The 16,106-nt window shown below is 72.2% G+C and carries 14 protein-coding genes and 1 pseudogene; 11 read left to right on the top strand and 4 right to left on the bottom strand.

Going from position 1 to position 16,106, the window contains the following annotated elements:
* Nucleotides 1-112 precede the first annotated feature (112 nt).
* Nucleotides 113-1,300, top strand: coding sequence for a CdaR family transcriptional regulator (locus tag J7E97_RS19575; protein WP_215028805.1), 1,188 nt, complete (start codon nt 113-115; stop codon nt 1,298-1,300).
* Between the two features lie 71 nt (nt 1,301-1,371).
* On the opposite strand, the gene J7E97_RS19570 is transcribed toward J7E97_RS19575, so the two are convergent.
* Nucleotides 1,372-3,048: a carbohydrate binding domain-containing protein gene (locus J7E97_RS19570; protein WP_215028802.1), complete on the bottom strand. Its 1,677-nt coding sequence runs from the start codon at nt 3,046-3,048 to the stop codon at nt 1,372-1,374.
* 397 nt (nt 3,049-3,445) lie between these two features.
* On the opposite strand from J7E97_RS19570, the gene J7E97_RS19565 reads away from it, so the two are divergent.
* The 4 genes and pseudogenes from J7E97_RS19565 to J7E97_RS19550 all read left to right on the top strand — a co-directional run.
* Entirely contained in the window at nt 3,446-4,300 is an 855-nt protein-coding gene (locus J7E97_RS19565) for a GNAT family N-acetyltransferase (protein WP_215028799.1), read from the top strand.
* A gap of 159 nt (nt 4,301-4,459) precedes the next feature.
* Nucleotides 4,460-5,632 (top strand): serine hydrolase domain-containing protein, encoded by a 1,173-nt coding sequence (locus J7E97_RS19560; RefSeq protein ID WP_308346589.1) that lies wholly within the window; start codon nt 4,460-4,462, stop codon nt 5,630-5,632.
* Nucleotides 5,633-6,031: 399 nt separating this feature from the next.
* Nucleotides 6,032-7,462, top strand: coding sequence for a beta-propeller fold lactonase family protein (locus J7E97_RS19555; protein ID WP_215028796.1), 1,431 nt, complete (start codon nt 6,032-6,034; stop codon nt 7,460-7,462).
* Nucleotides 7,463-7,518: 56 nt separating this feature from the next.
* A pseudogene (locus tag J7E97_RS19550) lies at nt 7,519-8,097 on the top strand (ion channel protein); the annotation flags it as partial.
* Here the strand turns inward: J7E97_RS19550 and J7E97_RS19545 are convergent.
* Nucleotides 8,078-8,812: an SOS response-associated peptidase gene (locus J7E97_RS19545; protein ID WP_215028794.1), complete on the bottom strand. Its 735-nt coding sequence runs from the start codon at nt 8,810-8,812 to the stop codon at nt 8,078-8,080. The pseudogene J7E97_RS19550 and the gene J7E97_RS19545 sit on opposite strands and share 20 nt — an antisense overlap.
* 190 nt (nt 8,813-9,002) lie before the next feature.
* On the opposite strand from J7E97_RS19545, the gene J7E97_RS19540 reads away from it, so the two are divergent.
* Nucleotides 9,003-9,983, top strand: coding sequence for a hypothetical protein (locus J7E97_RS19540; protein WP_215028791.1), 981 nt, complete (start codon nt 9,003-9,005; stop codon nt 9,981-9,983).
* Nucleotides 9,984-10,276: 293 nt separating this feature from the next.
* A complete protein-coding gene (locus J7E97_RS19535; RefSeq protein WP_251054828.1) occupies nt 10,277-11,422 on the top strand; it encodes a serine hydrolase in 1,146 nt (381 codons plus the stop codon).
* A 246-nt stretch (nt 11,423-11,668) separates the two neighbouring features.
* Here J7E97_RS19535 and J7E97_RS19530 read toward each other — a convergent pair whose 3' ends face one another.
* Nucleotides 11,669-11,998, bottom strand: coding sequence for a DHCW motif cupin fold protein (locus J7E97_RS19530; protein ID WP_251054818.1), 330 nt, complete (start codon nt 11,996-11,998; stop codon nt 11,669-11,671).
* Nucleotides 11,999-12,069: 71 nt separating this feature from the next.
* Nucleotides 12,070-12,609 carry an SDR family NAD(P)-dependent oxidoreductase gene (locus tag J7E97_RS19525; protein ID WP_285428426.1) on the bottom strand — a complete coding sequence of 180 codons (540 nt, stop codon included), beginning with the start codon at nt 12,607-12,609 and terminating at the stop codon, nt 12,070-12,072.
* A 154-nt stretch (nt 12,610-12,763) separates the two neighbouring features.
* Between J7E97_RS19525 and J7E97_RS19520 the strand changes: the two genes are divergently transcribed.
* From J7E97_RS19520 to J7E97_RS36665, 4 genes are all read left to right on the top strand, one after another.
* Complete coding sequence (locus J7E97_RS19520; protein ID WP_215028782.1) at nt 12,764-12,916, top strand: hypothetical protein; 153 nt, start codon at nt 12,764-12,766, stop codon at nt 12,914-12,916.
* A 233-nt stretch (nt 12,917-13,149) separates the two neighbouring features.
* A complete protein-coding gene (locus J7E97_RS19515; RefSeq protein ID WP_215028779.1) occupies nt 13,150-14,646 on the top strand; it encodes a UDP-N-acetylmuramoyl-L-alanyl-D-glutamate--2,6-diaminopimelate ligase in 1,497 nt (498 codons plus the stop codon).
* A 269-nt stretch (nt 14,647-14,915) separates the two neighbouring features.
* On the top strand, nt 14,916-15,764 hold the full coding sequence (locus J7E97_RS19510; RefSeq protein WP_308346588.1) for an AraC family transcriptional regulator: 849 nt from the start codon (nt 14,916-14,918) through the stop codon (nt 15,762-15,764).
* 171 nt (nt 15,765-15,935) lie between these two features.
* Nucleotides 15,936-16,058, top strand: coding sequence for a hypothetical protein (locus J7E97_RS36665; RefSeq protein ID WP_285428424.1), 123 nt, complete (start codon nt 15,936-15,938; stop codon nt 16,056-16,058).
* Nucleotides 16,059-16,106: the final 48 nt, after the last annotated feature.

Below are 16,106 nucleotides of genomic sequence, written 5' to 3'. Positions count from 1 at the left end.
GAAGCGGAATCGCTGCCGATGACCAGCCACGGCCGGAGCGCGTTGTGCACACGCACAGACCTGGTGCGCGGGCCGCTGACGCGGCCGTGGGCGGATGACATCCTCGGCGGCCATGGGTGGACGCAGAACGCGCACGGAACAGGAGTGGTCGGTCCTGCTGTCGGCGGCCGACGTGCTGACCGGCGAGATTCCCGGACTCACCGACCGGCTCATCGAGGACCTGGCGGCGTACTCGCCGCTGTTCGACCTGGCCGTTCCGCGGGACGAACACTGGCAACAGGTCAGCGAGGCCATGCACTACGGGATCGAGGCCTTCGCCGCACGCCGCTCCGCCCCGCGCAAGGACCTCGCGTACGCCGAGGAGCTGGGCCGCCGCCGGGCCGAGCAGGGGCTGCCGCTGAACCTCCTGCTCTACGCGTACCGGAGGGCCGGGCGGCTCACCTGGGACGCGCTGCTCGACATCGTCACCGAGAAGGAGCCGGAGGCGCTGGCGGTGCTGGCGCGTGCGGCCGGGGCCATGTGGGCGGGGATCGAGCAGCAGGCGGCCGCCACCGCCGAGGCGTACCGGACCGCGGAGCTGGAGATGCGGCGGCGCAGCGACGAGCGGGTCCAGGCCCTGCTGGACGCCCTGCTGGAGGGGGACACGGCGCCGGCTCTGGCCGCTCAGGCCGCGCTCGCCCTGGACCTGCCCGAACAGGGCCGGTACGCGGTGGTGGTGCTGCCGGCGGACCGGGGCGACGCGGTGCACCGCGTGGTGGCGGCCGGCGGGATGCGGCTGTTCTGGCGGATGCGGACGGAGCGGGAGCTGGCCGTGGTGGCCCTGGGCGACTCCTCACCGGCCGACCTGGCGGCGGAGCTCGCGGACCGCTGCCCGGGTCCGGGCGGGATCAGCCCGGTGGTCGACGGTCTGGCGGAACTGGGCCGGGCCCGGCGGCTGGCGGAGACGGCGCTACGGACCTGCGGGCAGGAGGAGCGGGTGCTGGTGCGGCTGACCGACCGGCTCCCCACGGCGCTGGTGGTCCGCCAGCCCGAGCTCTCGGCCGAGCTCGTCCAGGCGGTACTGGGGCCCCTGCTGGAACTGGATCCGGCGGACCGGGCGATGCTGCTGGAGACGCTGGACGCCTGGCTGGCCGCGGAGGGCTCGGCGGGCCGCGCGGCGAGCCGCCTCTACTGCCACCGCAACACGGTCTTCAACCGTCTGCGGCGCCTGGAGCACCTGACGTCGAAGTCGCTGTCCCGCCCCCGGGACCTGATCGCGCTGACCCTGGCGCTGGACGCGTACCGGCTGTCGGCAGGCTGAGCGTGCCCGTACTCGGCGTGCGGGGCCGTCGCCGGTGTGCGGCGACGGCCCCGCACGTGGGGAGCGGTGGATCAGCCGGTGAAGCCGGCCGTGATGGAGGTGAACTGCCAGTCGCTCTGTGCGATGCCGGAGCACGTCTCCTGCAGGCCGCCGCCCGCGCAGCCGCGGTCGCGGTTCACCGACCAGAACGCGAGGCGCGCGATGTGGTGGGAGTTGGCCCAGTTGCGGATGTCGGTCCAGTTCTGGACGGTGGTGGTCTCCTGCGTGTCGCTGACGCCGTTCATGCCGGAGATGCCGATGTGGGAGTAGGCGGTCGCGTCGTTCCAGCCGAAGGTGGACTTGAGCTTGGCCTTGAGGCCCTCGGTCGCGCTGACCGTGCTGGCGTACATGTCGGTCGAGGCGTTGCCGAAGTCGAACGGCATGATGGTGAAGACGTCGATGTCGGCGTTGAGCGCCTTCGCCTGCTCGATCAGGCGGTTGCCCCAGCTGGTCGGGCCGGTGGTACCGGTGCCGAAGGTCAGGATGGTCTTCAGGCCGGGGTTGTTCTGCTTGACTATCTTGAGCGCCCCCAGGATGCGGTCCTGGACGACGGCGTTCTCGAACTCGTCGGTGTTCTCGATGTCCACGTCGATGGCCTTGAGGCCGTAGGCGTTGATGACCTGCTGGTAGGCGCCGGCCAGGGCCTCGGGAGTGGAGCAGTTGGGGCCGAGCTTATTGCCCTGCCAGCCGCCGATGGAGGGCACGACGTCGCCGCCCGCCGCGCGGATCGAGGCGATGGCGCTCTGGTCGACGCCGCCGGTCAGCGGGCGCTGGCCGTCCCAGGACGGGGTGCAGCCACCGGAGGAGAGGATGAACGCCATGGTGAACCACTTCGCGCCGGTCGCGTTCATCACGGCGGTCGCGCTCGGCGGGTTGCCCCAGCCGAGGTAGAGGTACGGCGCGGCCTGCTTGAAGCCGGTGGGAACGGTCCCGTTCTCGGTGGTGACGTTGACGGTGTTGGAGCCGGGCGAGGTGTTTCCCGCGAGGTCACGGGCGCGGACGCTGAAGGCGTAGGCCGTGTCGGGGGTCAGGCCGTTCACGGTCGCGCTGTTGGTGGCCGAGGTGGCGACCTTGTTGCCGCCCTGGTAGACGTCGTAGCCGGTCACGCCGACGTTGTCGGTGGAGGCGGTCCAGGCCAGGGAGGCGCTGGTGGAGGTCCTGCCGGTGGAGGTGAGACTGCCGGGGGTGGTGGGCGCCTGCGTGTCGACGCTGCCGCCGGGGCCGTCGAGGGTGATGTCGTCGGCGTAGTAAGTGCCCTGCCCGTACCAGCCGTTGAGGTAGACCTCGGCGCTGGTCTGGGAGGCGCCGGTGGTGAAGCCGACGGTCAGCTTGGAGTAGGCGCCGGTCGAGGTGGTCCAGGTGGAGGGACCACCGGTGACGCCGAGGTAGACGTAACTGCCGCGGACCCACGCGGAGAGCGTGTACGTGGTGTTGGGCTGGACCGCGACGGTCTGCGTGCACTTGGCGTTGTCGGAGGCGCCGGCCGCCCCGGCGAGTGCCTTGCCGCCGCCGTGCACGGGGGAGCCGACCACGGAGCCGAGGCCCCCGGAGCAGGACCAGCCGGCCGTGGTGCCGGCCTCGAGGTCACCGTTCGTGAGCAGATTGGCGCCGAACGCCGCACCGGGCGAGGACAGGACGGCGGCCGCGGCGAGCAGGGCGGTGCCGAGGCCGCAGGCCAAACGGGCACGGGTTCGGATGGGGGTACGCAAGGAAGTGCCTCCAGTGGGGATGGGGGACGGCGTGAAGCGCGACGCCCGGGCGTGCGGCCGCGGAGACTGCGCGGGCGGGGGAACAGATGGGGGAGCGTTGGGCTGAGAGGCCGTATGCGGGGCGTACGCCGGGTCTGCTGGGGGGAGTTGACGTCGTGCGCTTCGTGGCCGGGAACCTAATCCTCCGGAAGGGCCGCCGTCAACAGGTCTGGACCATCAGAAAGTTGGTGATCGCAATCGGAAGGTTTCCTAATCGTGAGGGTTGACACGGGTGGCTTCGGGTCGCGAGCCTGTGACGGCACGCGCCCGCCGGTGTCGTCGGCACCGCGCGCACTACTCTCCGTAACCGCCCCATAATGGGTCGGCCTCAGTCGGCACCCCTGCATAAGGTGGCCGGATGGGCGGAATGGGGATCGTGGACGACCGGAGCCAGTGGCGAGCCGGGTTCGAGGAGCGGGTGCTTGCCGGGTACCGGGCCGCGGGCTGCTCGGAGCCGCTGGCGCGGGCCATGTGGGAAAGGGCCGCGAAGGGCATCGACGACTGGACGGTGGCCACGGACGGCACCGGCTGGATCGCGGTCGGCGTGACGGAGGACAACGGCGCGACCGTCGGCCGGATCCACGACCTGACCGTGCCGGAGGGTCGCGAATGGGCCGAGCGGTGGTGCGCCGGGCACGGCGCGCAGCGCGTGGAGGTCCGGATCACGGGCGGAGCGGTCGGGGCGTTCGCCGACTACCCCGTACGAGGACAGAGCCGGATGCGCGTCGCGGCCGAACGGCCCGACCTGCCAACGGGTCTGACGGTCCGCCGGCTCACCCAGGAGGAGTACCCGGGCTGGTACGCCGGCGAGGAAGCCGAGTACATCGCGGACATCGTCCGGGCCGGAGCCCTCACCCCGGAGCAGGCCAAGGCGAAGTCCGACGAGGACTTCGCCCGCCATCTCCCGCAGGGATTCCTCACCCCGGGCCACGCCTTCTACGCGATGGAAGCCGACGGACAGGTGATCGGCACCGGCTGGGTGAACCACGGCTTCCTTCCGGGAGTGACCTTCGGCTTCTCCCTGGAGGTGTACGAGGAGCACCGCGGCAAGGGCTACGGCCGCGCCGCGATGGCCGTCGGCGAGTGGGCCACCCGCCAGGGCGGCGACGAGGCGATGATGTTCAACGTCTTCGGCGGCAACGAGGTCGCGATGGGCCTGTACGACAGCACCGGCTTCGCCGTACTGGACGAGCACCGCTCGATCGAGCTCTAGTGCTGTGACTCGCCGCCTTTCTCCAGGGCCGGGGCATCCGGGGGGTTAGCCCTACCCGCGGCCGGGCGGGTAGCGGGATCGTCCCGGCCGGTCACATCCGGAAGGGTTGGGCCCAGAACATAACGCTGGATTCCCCAATGATTCCGTAGGAGTTGGCTCGTGCGCGCACAGGCATGGCAGAAGTTTCGTCCGTCCGGACGGCCGGGGCGGGGCGGTCCGCGCAGGGCGATGCCGGTCGCGGTGGCGGCCGCGGTGGCCGCGGCCGCGGTGACATTGGGTGTCCTGGCGCCGCCCCCGGCCTCCGCCTCCGCCCGGCCGGACACCGTCCAGCAGGGCCTGAACGCGCTGGTGCGCACCGACGGCTTCCCCGCCGCGCTCGCGAGCGTGAAGGACGGAAAGGGCCGCACGCGCACCTTCACCGCGGGGGTGGGTGACCTGGCCACCGGCTCGAAGGTGCCGGTCGACGGGCAGGTGCGGATCGGCAGCAACACCAAGACGTTCACCGCGGTGGTCGTGCTGCAACTGGTCGCCGAGGGAAAGATCGACCTCGACGCCGTGGTCGACACCTACCTGCCGGGCCTCGTCCGCGGGGAGGGCATCGACGGAAGCCACATCACCGTCCGCCAACTCCTCCAGCACACCAGCGGACTTCCCGACTACGAAGGAGACGTGTACGACGACATCCTTCGCCGCCGGTACTTCGAACCCCGCGACCTCCTGGACATCGCCTTCCGGCACAAGGCCGAGTTCGCCCCCGGGGAGAAGTGGGCGTACAGCAACACGAATTACGTGGTGGCCGGCCTGATCGTCCAGAAGGTCACCAACCGGCCCCTCGCCGAGGCGATAGAAGGGCGCATCATCAAGCCCACCGGATTGCGCCACACTTATTTCCCCGCCCCTGGTGACATGGGCATCCGAGAGGCCCATCCCAAGGGCTACCGCCGTGATGCGGCGGGCGGCCCTCCGCGCGACATCACGGAGCTGGACCCTTCGGTGGGCTGGGCGGCGGGCCAGATGACCTCCACCAACTCCGACCTCAACCGGTTCTTCACCGCACTCCTGGCCGGCCGCCTCCTTCCGGCGGCCCAGCTCGCCCAGATGCGCACCACCGTCCCCATCGAGGACACCGGCGTCGGCTACGGACTCGGGCTCATCAGCAGGCCGCTGTCGTGCGGCGGCGTCTACTGGGGCCACGGCGGCGACATACCGGGGTACGAGACCCGCGGTGGAGTCACCGACGACGGCCGGGCCGCCAACGTCACGGTGACCAGCCTCCCGACCGACGGGTCGGAGCACCTCGATAGCGTCGTGGACACGGCCCTCTGCGGCTGAGATCACCGCCTCGCAACCCGCAACCCGCAACCCGCAACCCGCAGCCCGCAATTCGCTGCCGCACGCCTGGCCGCCACCTCGTCCCGCGGTGGCGGCCGGGCGCGCGGGCGTTACCGGTTGATCCAGGCCATTACTCGGGGACGCCGAAGAACCCCAAGAACCCCAAGAACCCCAAGAACCCCAAGAACCCCAAGAAGCCAAGAACCCCTCCCCGTGCGCTCCGGGCGGACAAAATCATGTGCGAGGCGTACCGACGCGCCGACGTGCGGGCAGCCCCGCAGGGGTGCCCGCGTACGGAAGGCCCGGCGGCCGCCGATCCGGTGGCCGCGGCACGGTGCGCACGCAGGGCAGCCCGTCACGAGCCGATGGCGGGGGCCGCAAAGGGGAGGAACGATCACCATGAGCATGGACGCGACGATCAGACGCGGAAGCGGACGCTTACGCCGGGGCGGACTGCGCCGCCGGCTCACGACCTGGGCGGCTGCCACGGCCCTGGCCGCGGGCACCCTGACCGCGGCGGCGGCGGGCTCGGCGCAGGGTGCCGCGCCCGAGCACCCGACGGCGTACGTCACCAACAGCGACGACGGCAGCGTGTCGGCGATCGACACGGTCACCGGTGCGACCGTCGCCACCATCCCCGTCGGCGACGGGCCCACCCACGCCGCGACCACCCCGGACGGCTCCCGGGTCTACGTGTCCAACTCCGCCACCGGCACCCTCACGGCGATCGACACCGGCACCAACACGGCGACGGCCACGTTCCCCTTCGGGCGGTTCCCGTCGCAGATCGCCTTCACGCCCGACGGGACGCGCGGCTACGTCGCCGACGGCTCCGCGCAGGCCGTGAACGTGCTGGACCCGGCCACCAACGCCCTCACCGCCAGCATCCCCGTCGCCGGGAACCCGGTCTACGTCGCCGTGAACGGCGCCGGCACCCGCGTCTACGTCACCCGCACCGCGGACTCCCGGGTCGACGTGATCGACACCGCGACCGACACCGTCACCGCGAGCATCCCCGTCGCGGGCGATCCCCGGAGGATCGCGGTCAACCCGGCCGGCACCCGCCTCTACGTCACCGGGAACTCCAGCAACACCGTCGCCGTCGTCGACACCGCCACGAACACCGTCGTCACCGCGATCGCCACCGGCGGCTTCTACCCGCAGGCCGTGGCCGTCTCCCCCAACGGCACCCACGCCTACGTCGTCAACGTCGTCTCCGCCAACGTCTCCGTCATCGACACCGCCACCAACGCCGTCGTGGCCGTAGTTCCCGTCGGCTCCGCGCCCGTCGACGCGGCCCTGACCCCCGACGGAAAACACCTGTACGTGGCCAACTACCGCGACGACAACCTCTCCGTGATCGACACCGCGAACAATGCCGTCACCGGCACGATCGCTACCGGCCACGCCCCCGTCTCCCTGACGGTCACCCCCGTCCCGCCGGCCGCCGACCTCGCCGTCACCCTCACCGCCACCCCCGTTCCCGGCCTGCTGAACGGGCGCATCGACTACACGCTCACCGTCACCAACAACGGACCCGGCACCGCGATCTCGGGTACCGTCACAGCGCCGCTGACCGCCCCGATGAGTGCCACCAGCCCCCACTGCACCGTCGCGGCGGGCACCGTCACCTGCGCGGTGGCGAACCTCGCCCCGGGCGCGAGCACCACCCGTCGCTTCACCGTCCCCATCGCGACGCTCAGCCTGGGCCGGGCCCACACCATCACCGCCACCCGCACCGCGAGCAGCCCGAACGACCCGAACGCGGCCAACGACCGCGCCGCCCGCACCTGCACCGCGCTGACCTCACTCCTCATCAACTGCTCCTGACCACACGCCCGGACCGGCTCCACGCGGTACGGAGTACGGGGCACCCCCGACGCGGGGTGCCCCGTACAGCGGCCGGCCTGCTGAAGGACGTGCTCCGGGAGACCCTCCCGGACGCGGTCGGGGTCGGCCGCTGGTCCGCGGGCTGGACCATGACGATCCTGACGGCGACCGGCATCGCCGTCGGCCTCGTCGTGTGGAAGGTCCACGGACACGCCGGGCCGGACCCCGCGACCACGGGGCTGGTGGACGCCCCGTTGCCTCCCGGCGCGGTCCCCGGCCTGCTGCTGGCCACCGGACTCGCCCTGGCCGGCGGAGTGAGCCTGCGTCCGGAGAATCCGATCACCGCCGCGAACATCGCCCTCGCCTACTGGCTGGGCCGGCGCCTGCCGCCCCTCGACCCGCCGCGCTGGCCCGACCTGCTCGCGGCGCTCGTGATCTCCCCGGTCGGAGCCGTCCTGGCGATGACCGCCGTCTACGCCTTCCCGTACGTCCACCGGATCTTCCGCCTGCTGCCGCACCCGGTACTGGCACTCACCCTGGGCGGAGTCGTACTGGTGCCGGAGGTGCAGCCCGCGGTCGCGGTGACCTGCGCGGTACTGGGCGTCCTGCTGGCCGTCACGCGGCTGGGCTGGGTTCGAGCAGGTGGGGGCCGTTGTGGCGGACGCTGTTGACGGCGGTGGAGACGGCGGTCACCTCGAGGCGGCCGTCGGCCGGGGTGTGGAGGAGGGCGCGGAGGTCCGCGGTGTCGTGGTGGGAGGGATCGAGCCAAGCCTCGTAGTCGTCCGGGTCCAGGGCGAGCGGCATCCGGGGGTGGATGCGGCCGGCCCTGTCGGTGGCCTCGGTGGTGATGATCGTGGCCGTCGTGAGCCAGGCCGCGGGGTCGTCGTCGTCCGCGACCGCCGGGTCGCGCCAGAACTCGTACAGCCCGGCCATCGCCATCACGGTGCCGGTCTCGGGCCGGATGAAGTAGGGCTGCTTGTAGGCCTTGGCCGTATCGGTGGCCGGTACGGCCGTCCACTCGTAGAAGCCGTCGGCGGGCAGCAGGCAGCGGCGTTTTTCCAGGGCCCGCCGGTAGGCGGGCTTCTCGTGGACGGTCTCCACCCTCGCGTTGATCATCCGCGAACCCACCGACGGGTCCTTGGCCCAGGACGGCACCAGCCCCCATCGCACGGGGCGCAGACGCCGCTGGACCTCCCCGGTGTCCCGGGCGGCGCGTTCCAGGACCGCCCACACCTCGTCGGTGGGCGCCACGTTCCAGGAAGGCCCGAGAGCTCGGTCCGGGTCGAGGCGGGCGTCGAAGAGCCCGGCGAGGTCTTCGGGTGCCCGCGAGGAGGCGTATCGGCCGCACATGCCTCCCACTGTCCCACCCCTCTCCCTCAGGGCGGGTCGAGCACGCCCGGTCCTCCCGGTCCGTGTCGGCTCGTCGTACGCGCGAGCGGTGCGGAGGCCGGAGGGAGATACGCGCGGAAGGTAGAGCGACGAAACGTAATGGACCGTGACGTGATGGTGCGAGATGGGACGTGATGGGAGGTGGTGTGACGTGGCGGAGGGGTCCGAGGCGGTGGTCCGGGGCATGGTGGTCGTCATGGACGTGGACGCGGTGATCTTCGCATTGTCGGGGCTGAGGCCGGTGGAGTTCACCGCGGCCCGCGACGCGTACGTGGCCCAGGCCCGCCGGGAGGAGGACAAGGCCGCGGCGGCCGCGATCGGACGGCTGCGCAAACCGAGACTGGCGGTGTGGGCGGCGAACCTGGTGGCCCGGACCCATCCCGATCAGGCCGAGGCGCTGCTCCGCCTCGGCACGGGGCTGCGCCGCGCCCATCGGGAGCTGGACGGCGGGCAGCTGCGGGCGCTGACGCACGAGCAGCACCGGGTGATCGGCGCACTGGCCCGGGAGGCGGGGCAGCTGGCGGCCGACGCGGGGGAGCCGCTGAAGGAGACCGTGCTCCGGGAGCTCGAGCAGCTCTTCCACGGGATGCTGGCTGACGAGGAGGCGGCCCTCGCCTGGGCGGCCGGCCGCTTGGTGAAGGCACCGGCCATGGCGATCGGGTTCGACGGGCTGGAGCCGGCCCCGGGCGCCACACCCCCGCCGGCCGCTCCCGTACCCCGCCGCCCGGCCGCAGCCGCCCCCTCGCGGGCGGTGGACGAGGACCACGAGGACGCGGTCGCCCAGCGGGCGGCGGAGAAGCGCCGGGCCCGCTCGGCCGTCGCCCGGGAGCGGGCCGAGGAGGCCGCGGCAGCACTGCGGCTGGCTGAGGAGGAGCTTGCCGAGGCGGAAGCCGACCACGAACGGGCCGAGGGCGAGCTGGCCGCGCTGCGCGCTGAACTCGCCACCCTGGAGCAGCGGGTGGACGCGGCCCGGCAGACGGCGCGGGAAGCGGAGCACCTCCACCGCCAGGCCGACCGGGCGCGGGCCAAGGCCCTGCGGGCAGCGGAGAGCGCTACCCGCCGGGTGGAGGAGCTGGACAAGGACGAGGAGGAGGGCGACGAGGGCGCGGGCGCGGGCCGGTCACGACGCTAGGCGCATCGTTGCGACTTCGGGCCGGTCGGCGTCGTCCAGGACCCAAATGGGCAGCGAGCCGGGCCGGTCGACGGCTGCGACGCCGCGGTAGGCGTTGGCCAGGACGGGGAACGGGGAGGGACGACCCGGTGGCCGAAGATCCCCCGCCGCGGATGGTCAGGCATGGGTAATTCCTCCGCCGTGTCCTGTAGTCCGGCCGGTTCGCGGCCCGCTGCTGTGGCCGGGGCGGAACCACTCGTGGAACGGGGATTGTTGTGCGTACACAGTCGGGCGTCAGATTAGCGCTGGTGGCGATGGGTCTCGCCGTGTCGTTGGGCGCGACCGCCATGCCGACGGCGACCGCGGTCGAGCCCGTGCCCGCGGCACCGCACGCGGCGACCCAGGCCGCGATCGACACCCTCAAGACCAGCCATGGTGCGCCCGGTTCCGGAGCGGTGGTCCGCGACGGCGGCGCCATGTGGAGCGTGACCAGCGGAACTCGGGCGATCAACCAGAACCTGCCCTTCGGGCCGGACCACAAGGTGAAGGTCGGCAGCCTGACCAAGACGTTCACCGCGGCCGTCGTCATGCAACTGGTCGCCGAGCAGCAGGTCGACCTGAACGCCTCCGTGGAGACGTACCTGCCGGGTGTGGTGCAGGGCAACGGCTGCGACGGGAACACCATCACGGTCCGCCAGTTGCTCAACCACACCAGCGGGATCTTCGACTACCTCGAGTCGAAGCAGGCCAATCTGTGGGACTTCATGGTCGTCCAGCAGAACAGGACGCACACCCTGGCCGAGTTGGCCTCGTGGGGCCTTTCGAAGCCGCCGTACTTCGCCCCCGGAGCGGGCTACCACTACTCCGGCACCAACTACATGCTGCTCGGGGTGATCATTGAGAAGGTCACCGGCGCCACGTACGGCCAGGCGGTCCACTCCCGCATCGTCACCCCGCTCGGCCTGGCCAACACCTACCTCCCGACGCCGGGTGACCCGACGCTGCCCCCGGGGCACGTACGCGGGAACCTCGACCTGGGCCTGGTCTGGGTCGACATCACGGACCGCGTCGAACCGAGCATCGGCCTTTCCGGCGGCGGACTGGTCACCAGCGGGGCCGACGCCACCCGCTTCTTCCAAGCCCTCATGGCCGGCCCGGTGGTGCCTCCCGCGCAACTGGAGGAGATGATCACACCCACCAACGCCCCCGGCAGCACCGCCCCGGACTACGGCCTCGGCCTGGACAAATTCACCCTCCCCTGCGGTGGCGAAGCCTGGGGCCACTACGGCATCTGGCCCGGCTACCAGACCATCGCGGCGGCCACCAAGGACGGCCGGGCGGCCTTCGTCGAAGTCAACGACCTCGGCGTGAACGACCTCGACGCCATGGCCGGCAGTGGGAGCGGCGGCGGCGTCAACCGAAGCGTCACGCTCGTCGCCGCGCTCTGCGACAGGAGCTGACTGACCCTGCCGGGTTCCGGCTCCGGGGCGGTGGCACCGGCCCCGGAGCGGGCCGGGCGCACCGGCCCCGGGCGTCGGCGACCGGCTTCGTACCGCGGTTGCGGCTCTGCGGCCCCCGTAGGTCGCGCGGCCGCGCACGGGTGCCGGTGCGCGCGGGCGCTCGCAGAGCCGAGTCCGGTGTGTGGTGGTGCCGGGGGTCCCCCGGCCGACGCGGGACGAGGGGCACGCCGTCGAGCGGGCCGGGACTCAGTCGACGACGAACAGGCGGGCCCCGTCTCGGGTGCTGGAGCGGTGCGAGCGGGTGTCGTCCCCCACCTGGTAGCTGCTGCCGGCCGCGAGCGTGACGCTTTCGCCACCGGCCAGTTCGGTGGTGAGCGTTCCTTCGAGGACCAGCAGGATGTGGCCACGATCGCACCAGTGATCAGCGAGGTACCCGGGGCTGTAGTCGACCATCCGCACGCGCAGGGACCCGAACTCGCGGGTGCGCCACGTCGCCTGGCCGGTCTCGCCCGGGTGCACGGTGGCCTCGACGCGAGACCAATCGGTCGTCCCGAAAGGTATGTCGATCATGTCCATCGGCGGAGCGTACCAACGTGGCGGAAACCTTGACGCTCTGGACGCCTGCCTTCGCGGCGGCTGGGGCGCCACTACTCGTTCACCTTGCACTGGGACTCCTCGGCCGATGCTCGGGCACGGTGGGTAGAGCGCGTGCCCGCCGGCGATCGCGTGGTTGTGCGGTCGCGCTCGGCGCGGAGGAACGCGAGGGCGAGCTCCGGTTGCCTGATCGCGCGAACACGTGGGGGCAGGAGCGGCCACACTCCCGCGAGCGCGTTCCGGCACGACGCGTCCATGGTCATCGAGCCGCCTCCGGCCGCGTCGGGCAGCGGCAGGGCTGCTCTGGCCCTGTTCAGGGTGAAGAAGGTGCCCTTGATGTTGACGTCGACGGTGTGGTCGAGGTCCCGTTCGGTCACCTCTGCGGTGCGCTGGAAGACGCCGGCTCCGGCGTTGGCGAAGGCCCCGTCCAGGCGGCATCGGCGCTCCCCGATGCGGTCGGTCAGGTGGTCGGGATCGATCAGGTCGGCGGCGTCCGCACGCACTGCGAGCAGGCGGGCAACGCCATCGCAGGACGCGTCGAGCTGTTGGGCGGCGGCTGCCATGCAGGTCTCGTCGCGGGCGAAACCGGACAACCACGCCCGAACCGACCCGGGCAGCGCAGGACCACTTTTCCCGGGCCCGGATCAGGCGCACCGCCGCCGGCGGAGCGGGGACGGCGCGGCGGACGCCCGCTGCGGCGGCGCCGACGCGGCGTACGGCTCCCTTGAGCGCACGTACACTCGGCTCATGAACCGCACAAGCGTCACGGGGGAGTGCCTGCCGCAGGCGACCCCTGCCACGCGTGCGGCCTGCGCGGCCCGGGCGGGCGTCAGCCCCCGGACCGCCGCCGACGGCCAGGCCCCCACGGTCGGCCGCGGCGTCCTGCACGGCCACGGCTAGCGCTTCCCCCACCGCGCCCAGGGCCCGCCCCTCCCGCACCCTTTCTCATCACCTCCCGCGACGGACACCTGCCCCGGCGGCCCGGCCCGATCACGTGCCCGGCCCGGCCCCGTCGCCCCCGGGGCAAGGCATCGCCTGCTCCCGCAACACCACCGCAGTGCCGACGCTCCGTCGGCGCTGCCGCAAGGCGAGGGCCGCACGCCGGGCCGTAGCCGCCTCCGAAAGGGACCACCGTGAATCTGAGCGGCTTGCTGACCGGCCACGAGCACCACGTCATCCAGGGCGACGCCGAATCCACGGGGATCACCGCGGGCACCACCTTCGACGTCGACCGGGTGGTGCCGGGTTCGCTCTTCATCGCGGTACCCGGCCACCGCGGAGGCGGCCCCGCCTCCATCGGTGCGGCGCTCGCACGCGGTGCGGCGGCGGTGATCGTCGACGCTGCGGGAGCCGCCGCCGCGCCCCCAGGGCGGGAGCTGGTGCCCGAGGTGTGCGTCGTACGCGTGCCCGACACCCGCAAGGCGGCCGCGGTCGTCTCCTCCCGTTACTTCGGCGAACCGGGCCGGCACATGGACATGGTGGCGGTCACCGGAACCAACGGGAAGACCTCCATCTCCTACATGGTCGAGTCGCTGCTGAGGATCTCCGAGGGAGCCTCGGTGGGCGTGATCGGAACGGCGGGCAGCCGCATCGGCGACGAGATGATCCCGATGCCGCCCTCGGTCCTGACCACACCGGAGTCGCCGGACCTGCAGTACCTCCTGGGCCGCATGCGGGACCAGGGCACAGGCAGCGTGGTGCTCGAAGCCACCTCGATGGCCCTGCAGACGTACCGGATGGACAGGACGTTCGTCGACGTCGGCGTCTTCACCAACCTGACCCAGGACCACCTGGACGACCACGGCACGATGGCCCACTACACGGACGCCAAACTGAGGCTGTTCCAGGGGCTGTGCCGGCACGCCGTGGTCAACGTGGACGACGCCGTGGGAGCCGGGATCCGGAAGATGATGCCGGACGCGGTGACGACCTACGGCCTCGACGAAGAGGCCGACTTCCGGGCCACGGACCTCATCGCCGACGCCTCGGGCACGCGGTTCACGCTGCACCACGCCGGCCGGGAGTATCCGGCCTCGATCCCGGTCCCGGGCCGGTTCTCGGTGTCCAACGCGATCGCGGCCGTCGCGGCCTGCCGCGTACTGGGGCACGACCTGGACGGACTGGTCGAGGCGCTCGCGAAGATGCCGCTCGTACCGGGCCGCTTCGAGCGCTTCGCGACCCCGGGCGGGACGTCGGTGATCGTGGACTACGCGCACTCGCCCGACTCCCTCGACAAGGTCCTCACGGCCATCCGCGGCTTCGCCCGCGGCCGCGTGATCACCGTCTTCGGCTGCGGCGGCGACCGGGACACCACCAAGCGCGCCGAGATGGGCCGCATCGCCGGGACCCACTCCGACCTGTGCGTCCTGACCTCGGACAATCCCCGCACCGAGGACCCCGAGGCGATCCTGGACCAGATCGCCCCCGGCATCGTGGCCACCGGTACGCCGTACGAGCGGTCCGCCGACCGGCGGCGGGCCATCGAGATCGCGCTGGCCGCGGCGCAGCCCGAGGACGTCGTCCTGATCGCAGGCAAGGGCAGTGAGCCGCACCAGATCGTGGGCGAGGAACTGCTCCCCTTCAGTGACATGGCGACCGTACGCGACCTCGTGGCCCGGACGGCTTCCTGAGGGCGGGGCCGGGGGAACTCGGAAAGAGACCCGGAAAGAGACCCGGAAAGAGACCCCGAAAGGGTTCCCTCGAGCAGCCCCCGAACCGCCGCGCGGTCCCTCTGCGATGCTGATGTCCGACCAGGAAGCGTGGCAGGGGCCGAGGCACGCCGGCCCCTCAAGGTGACCGGAACGGGACGGGGCGGCGCGGGGCGGGGCAGGGGCGCACCGGGGCCGGACGCCCCCGCCGCCGGACGGAGGGGGAAATGCCGGTGGTAGGAAGCACGGGTGTGGCCCGTCAGGGGATCGAGGTGACCCGGGTCGGTGACCGGTGGCGGGTGACCCGGCCGTGGCCCCCGCAGCTGCGTCCCTTCGTGCACAGCTACGCCGGCTACTGGGAGGCGGCGGCCTCGCCCTACCGCGTGCGGCTCGTACCCACCGGCCGGGCCGTGGTGGTGATCAGCCTGGGTGAGCCGTTCGCCCGGATCCGCCGGCTGGGAGACGCGGGCCCGGACAGTCAGGTGACCGGCTCGCTGGTCGCGGGTCTGGAGGACGGGTACCGGGTGTGCGACCACCCCGGAGGCCAGGAGGCGATCCGGCTCGAGCTGACTCCACTGGGCGCCTTCCGGCTGTTCGCCGTGCCGATGAGCGAGCTGACCAACAGGGTGGTCGAGCTCGGCGACGTGCTCGGACCGGAGTTCGGAGTACTGGTCGAGCGGCTGGAAGCCACAGGTGACTGGGGGGCCCGCTTCGACTTGCTGGACGTCGCGTTGTCCGCCCGCCTGGAGCGCGGTCCGCTTCCCGCACCCGAGGTGAGCCACGCCTGGCGGCTGCTGTCCCGCGCCGGCGGGGCGATCCCGGTCGGCCGGATCGCGGCCGAAGTGGGCTGGAGCCAGGGCCACCTGGTCCGCCGGTTCACCGAACAGATCGGCCTGACGCCCAAGGCGTCCGCCCGCGTGCTGCGCTTCCACCGGGCCGTTCGGTTACTCACCCGCGAGGGACTGAACCCCACCGAAGTGACCGCCGCCTGCGGCTTCTACGACCAGGCGCACCTCAACCGCGAGTTCCGCGCCCTGAGCGGGACCACCCCCGGCCAGATGGCTGCCGCCCGCGTGGCGGAGGGGGCGCTCGCGCTGTGAGGGGCGAGGTCAAATTTGTCCAAGCCAGGCCGTCCGCACGTCGGTAGTGTCCCCGTTCGGAGTCGATCAGGCACCCGAGCCCGTGGAACGCCCCTGCCCCGAGGAGAGATCTTCGACCGGCTGCCGGGGCGGACCGGGCGACGGCGGACCTGACCCAGAGGGGAGCATTCGATGGAAGACCTGCTGCGCATCCTCGTAGGCGGTGCGATCACAGGTGGTTTGATCGGTCTGGCGGGGGCCTTCGGCCGGCGCAACCGCAGGCGCCGCGAGGGCGGTGACACGAACAGCCGCTGATGTCCCGCTCGTGGCGCGCGTCGTTGGCCCGGCCCGTAGGCCCGTAGG

The organism is Streptomyces sp. ISL-66 (assembly GCF_018614135.1).
Taxonomy (GTDB): Bacteria; Actinomycetota; Actinomycetes; order Streptomycetales; family Streptomycetaceae; genus Streptomyces.
This window is presented reverse-complemented; position numbering and strand designations above follow the sequence as displayed.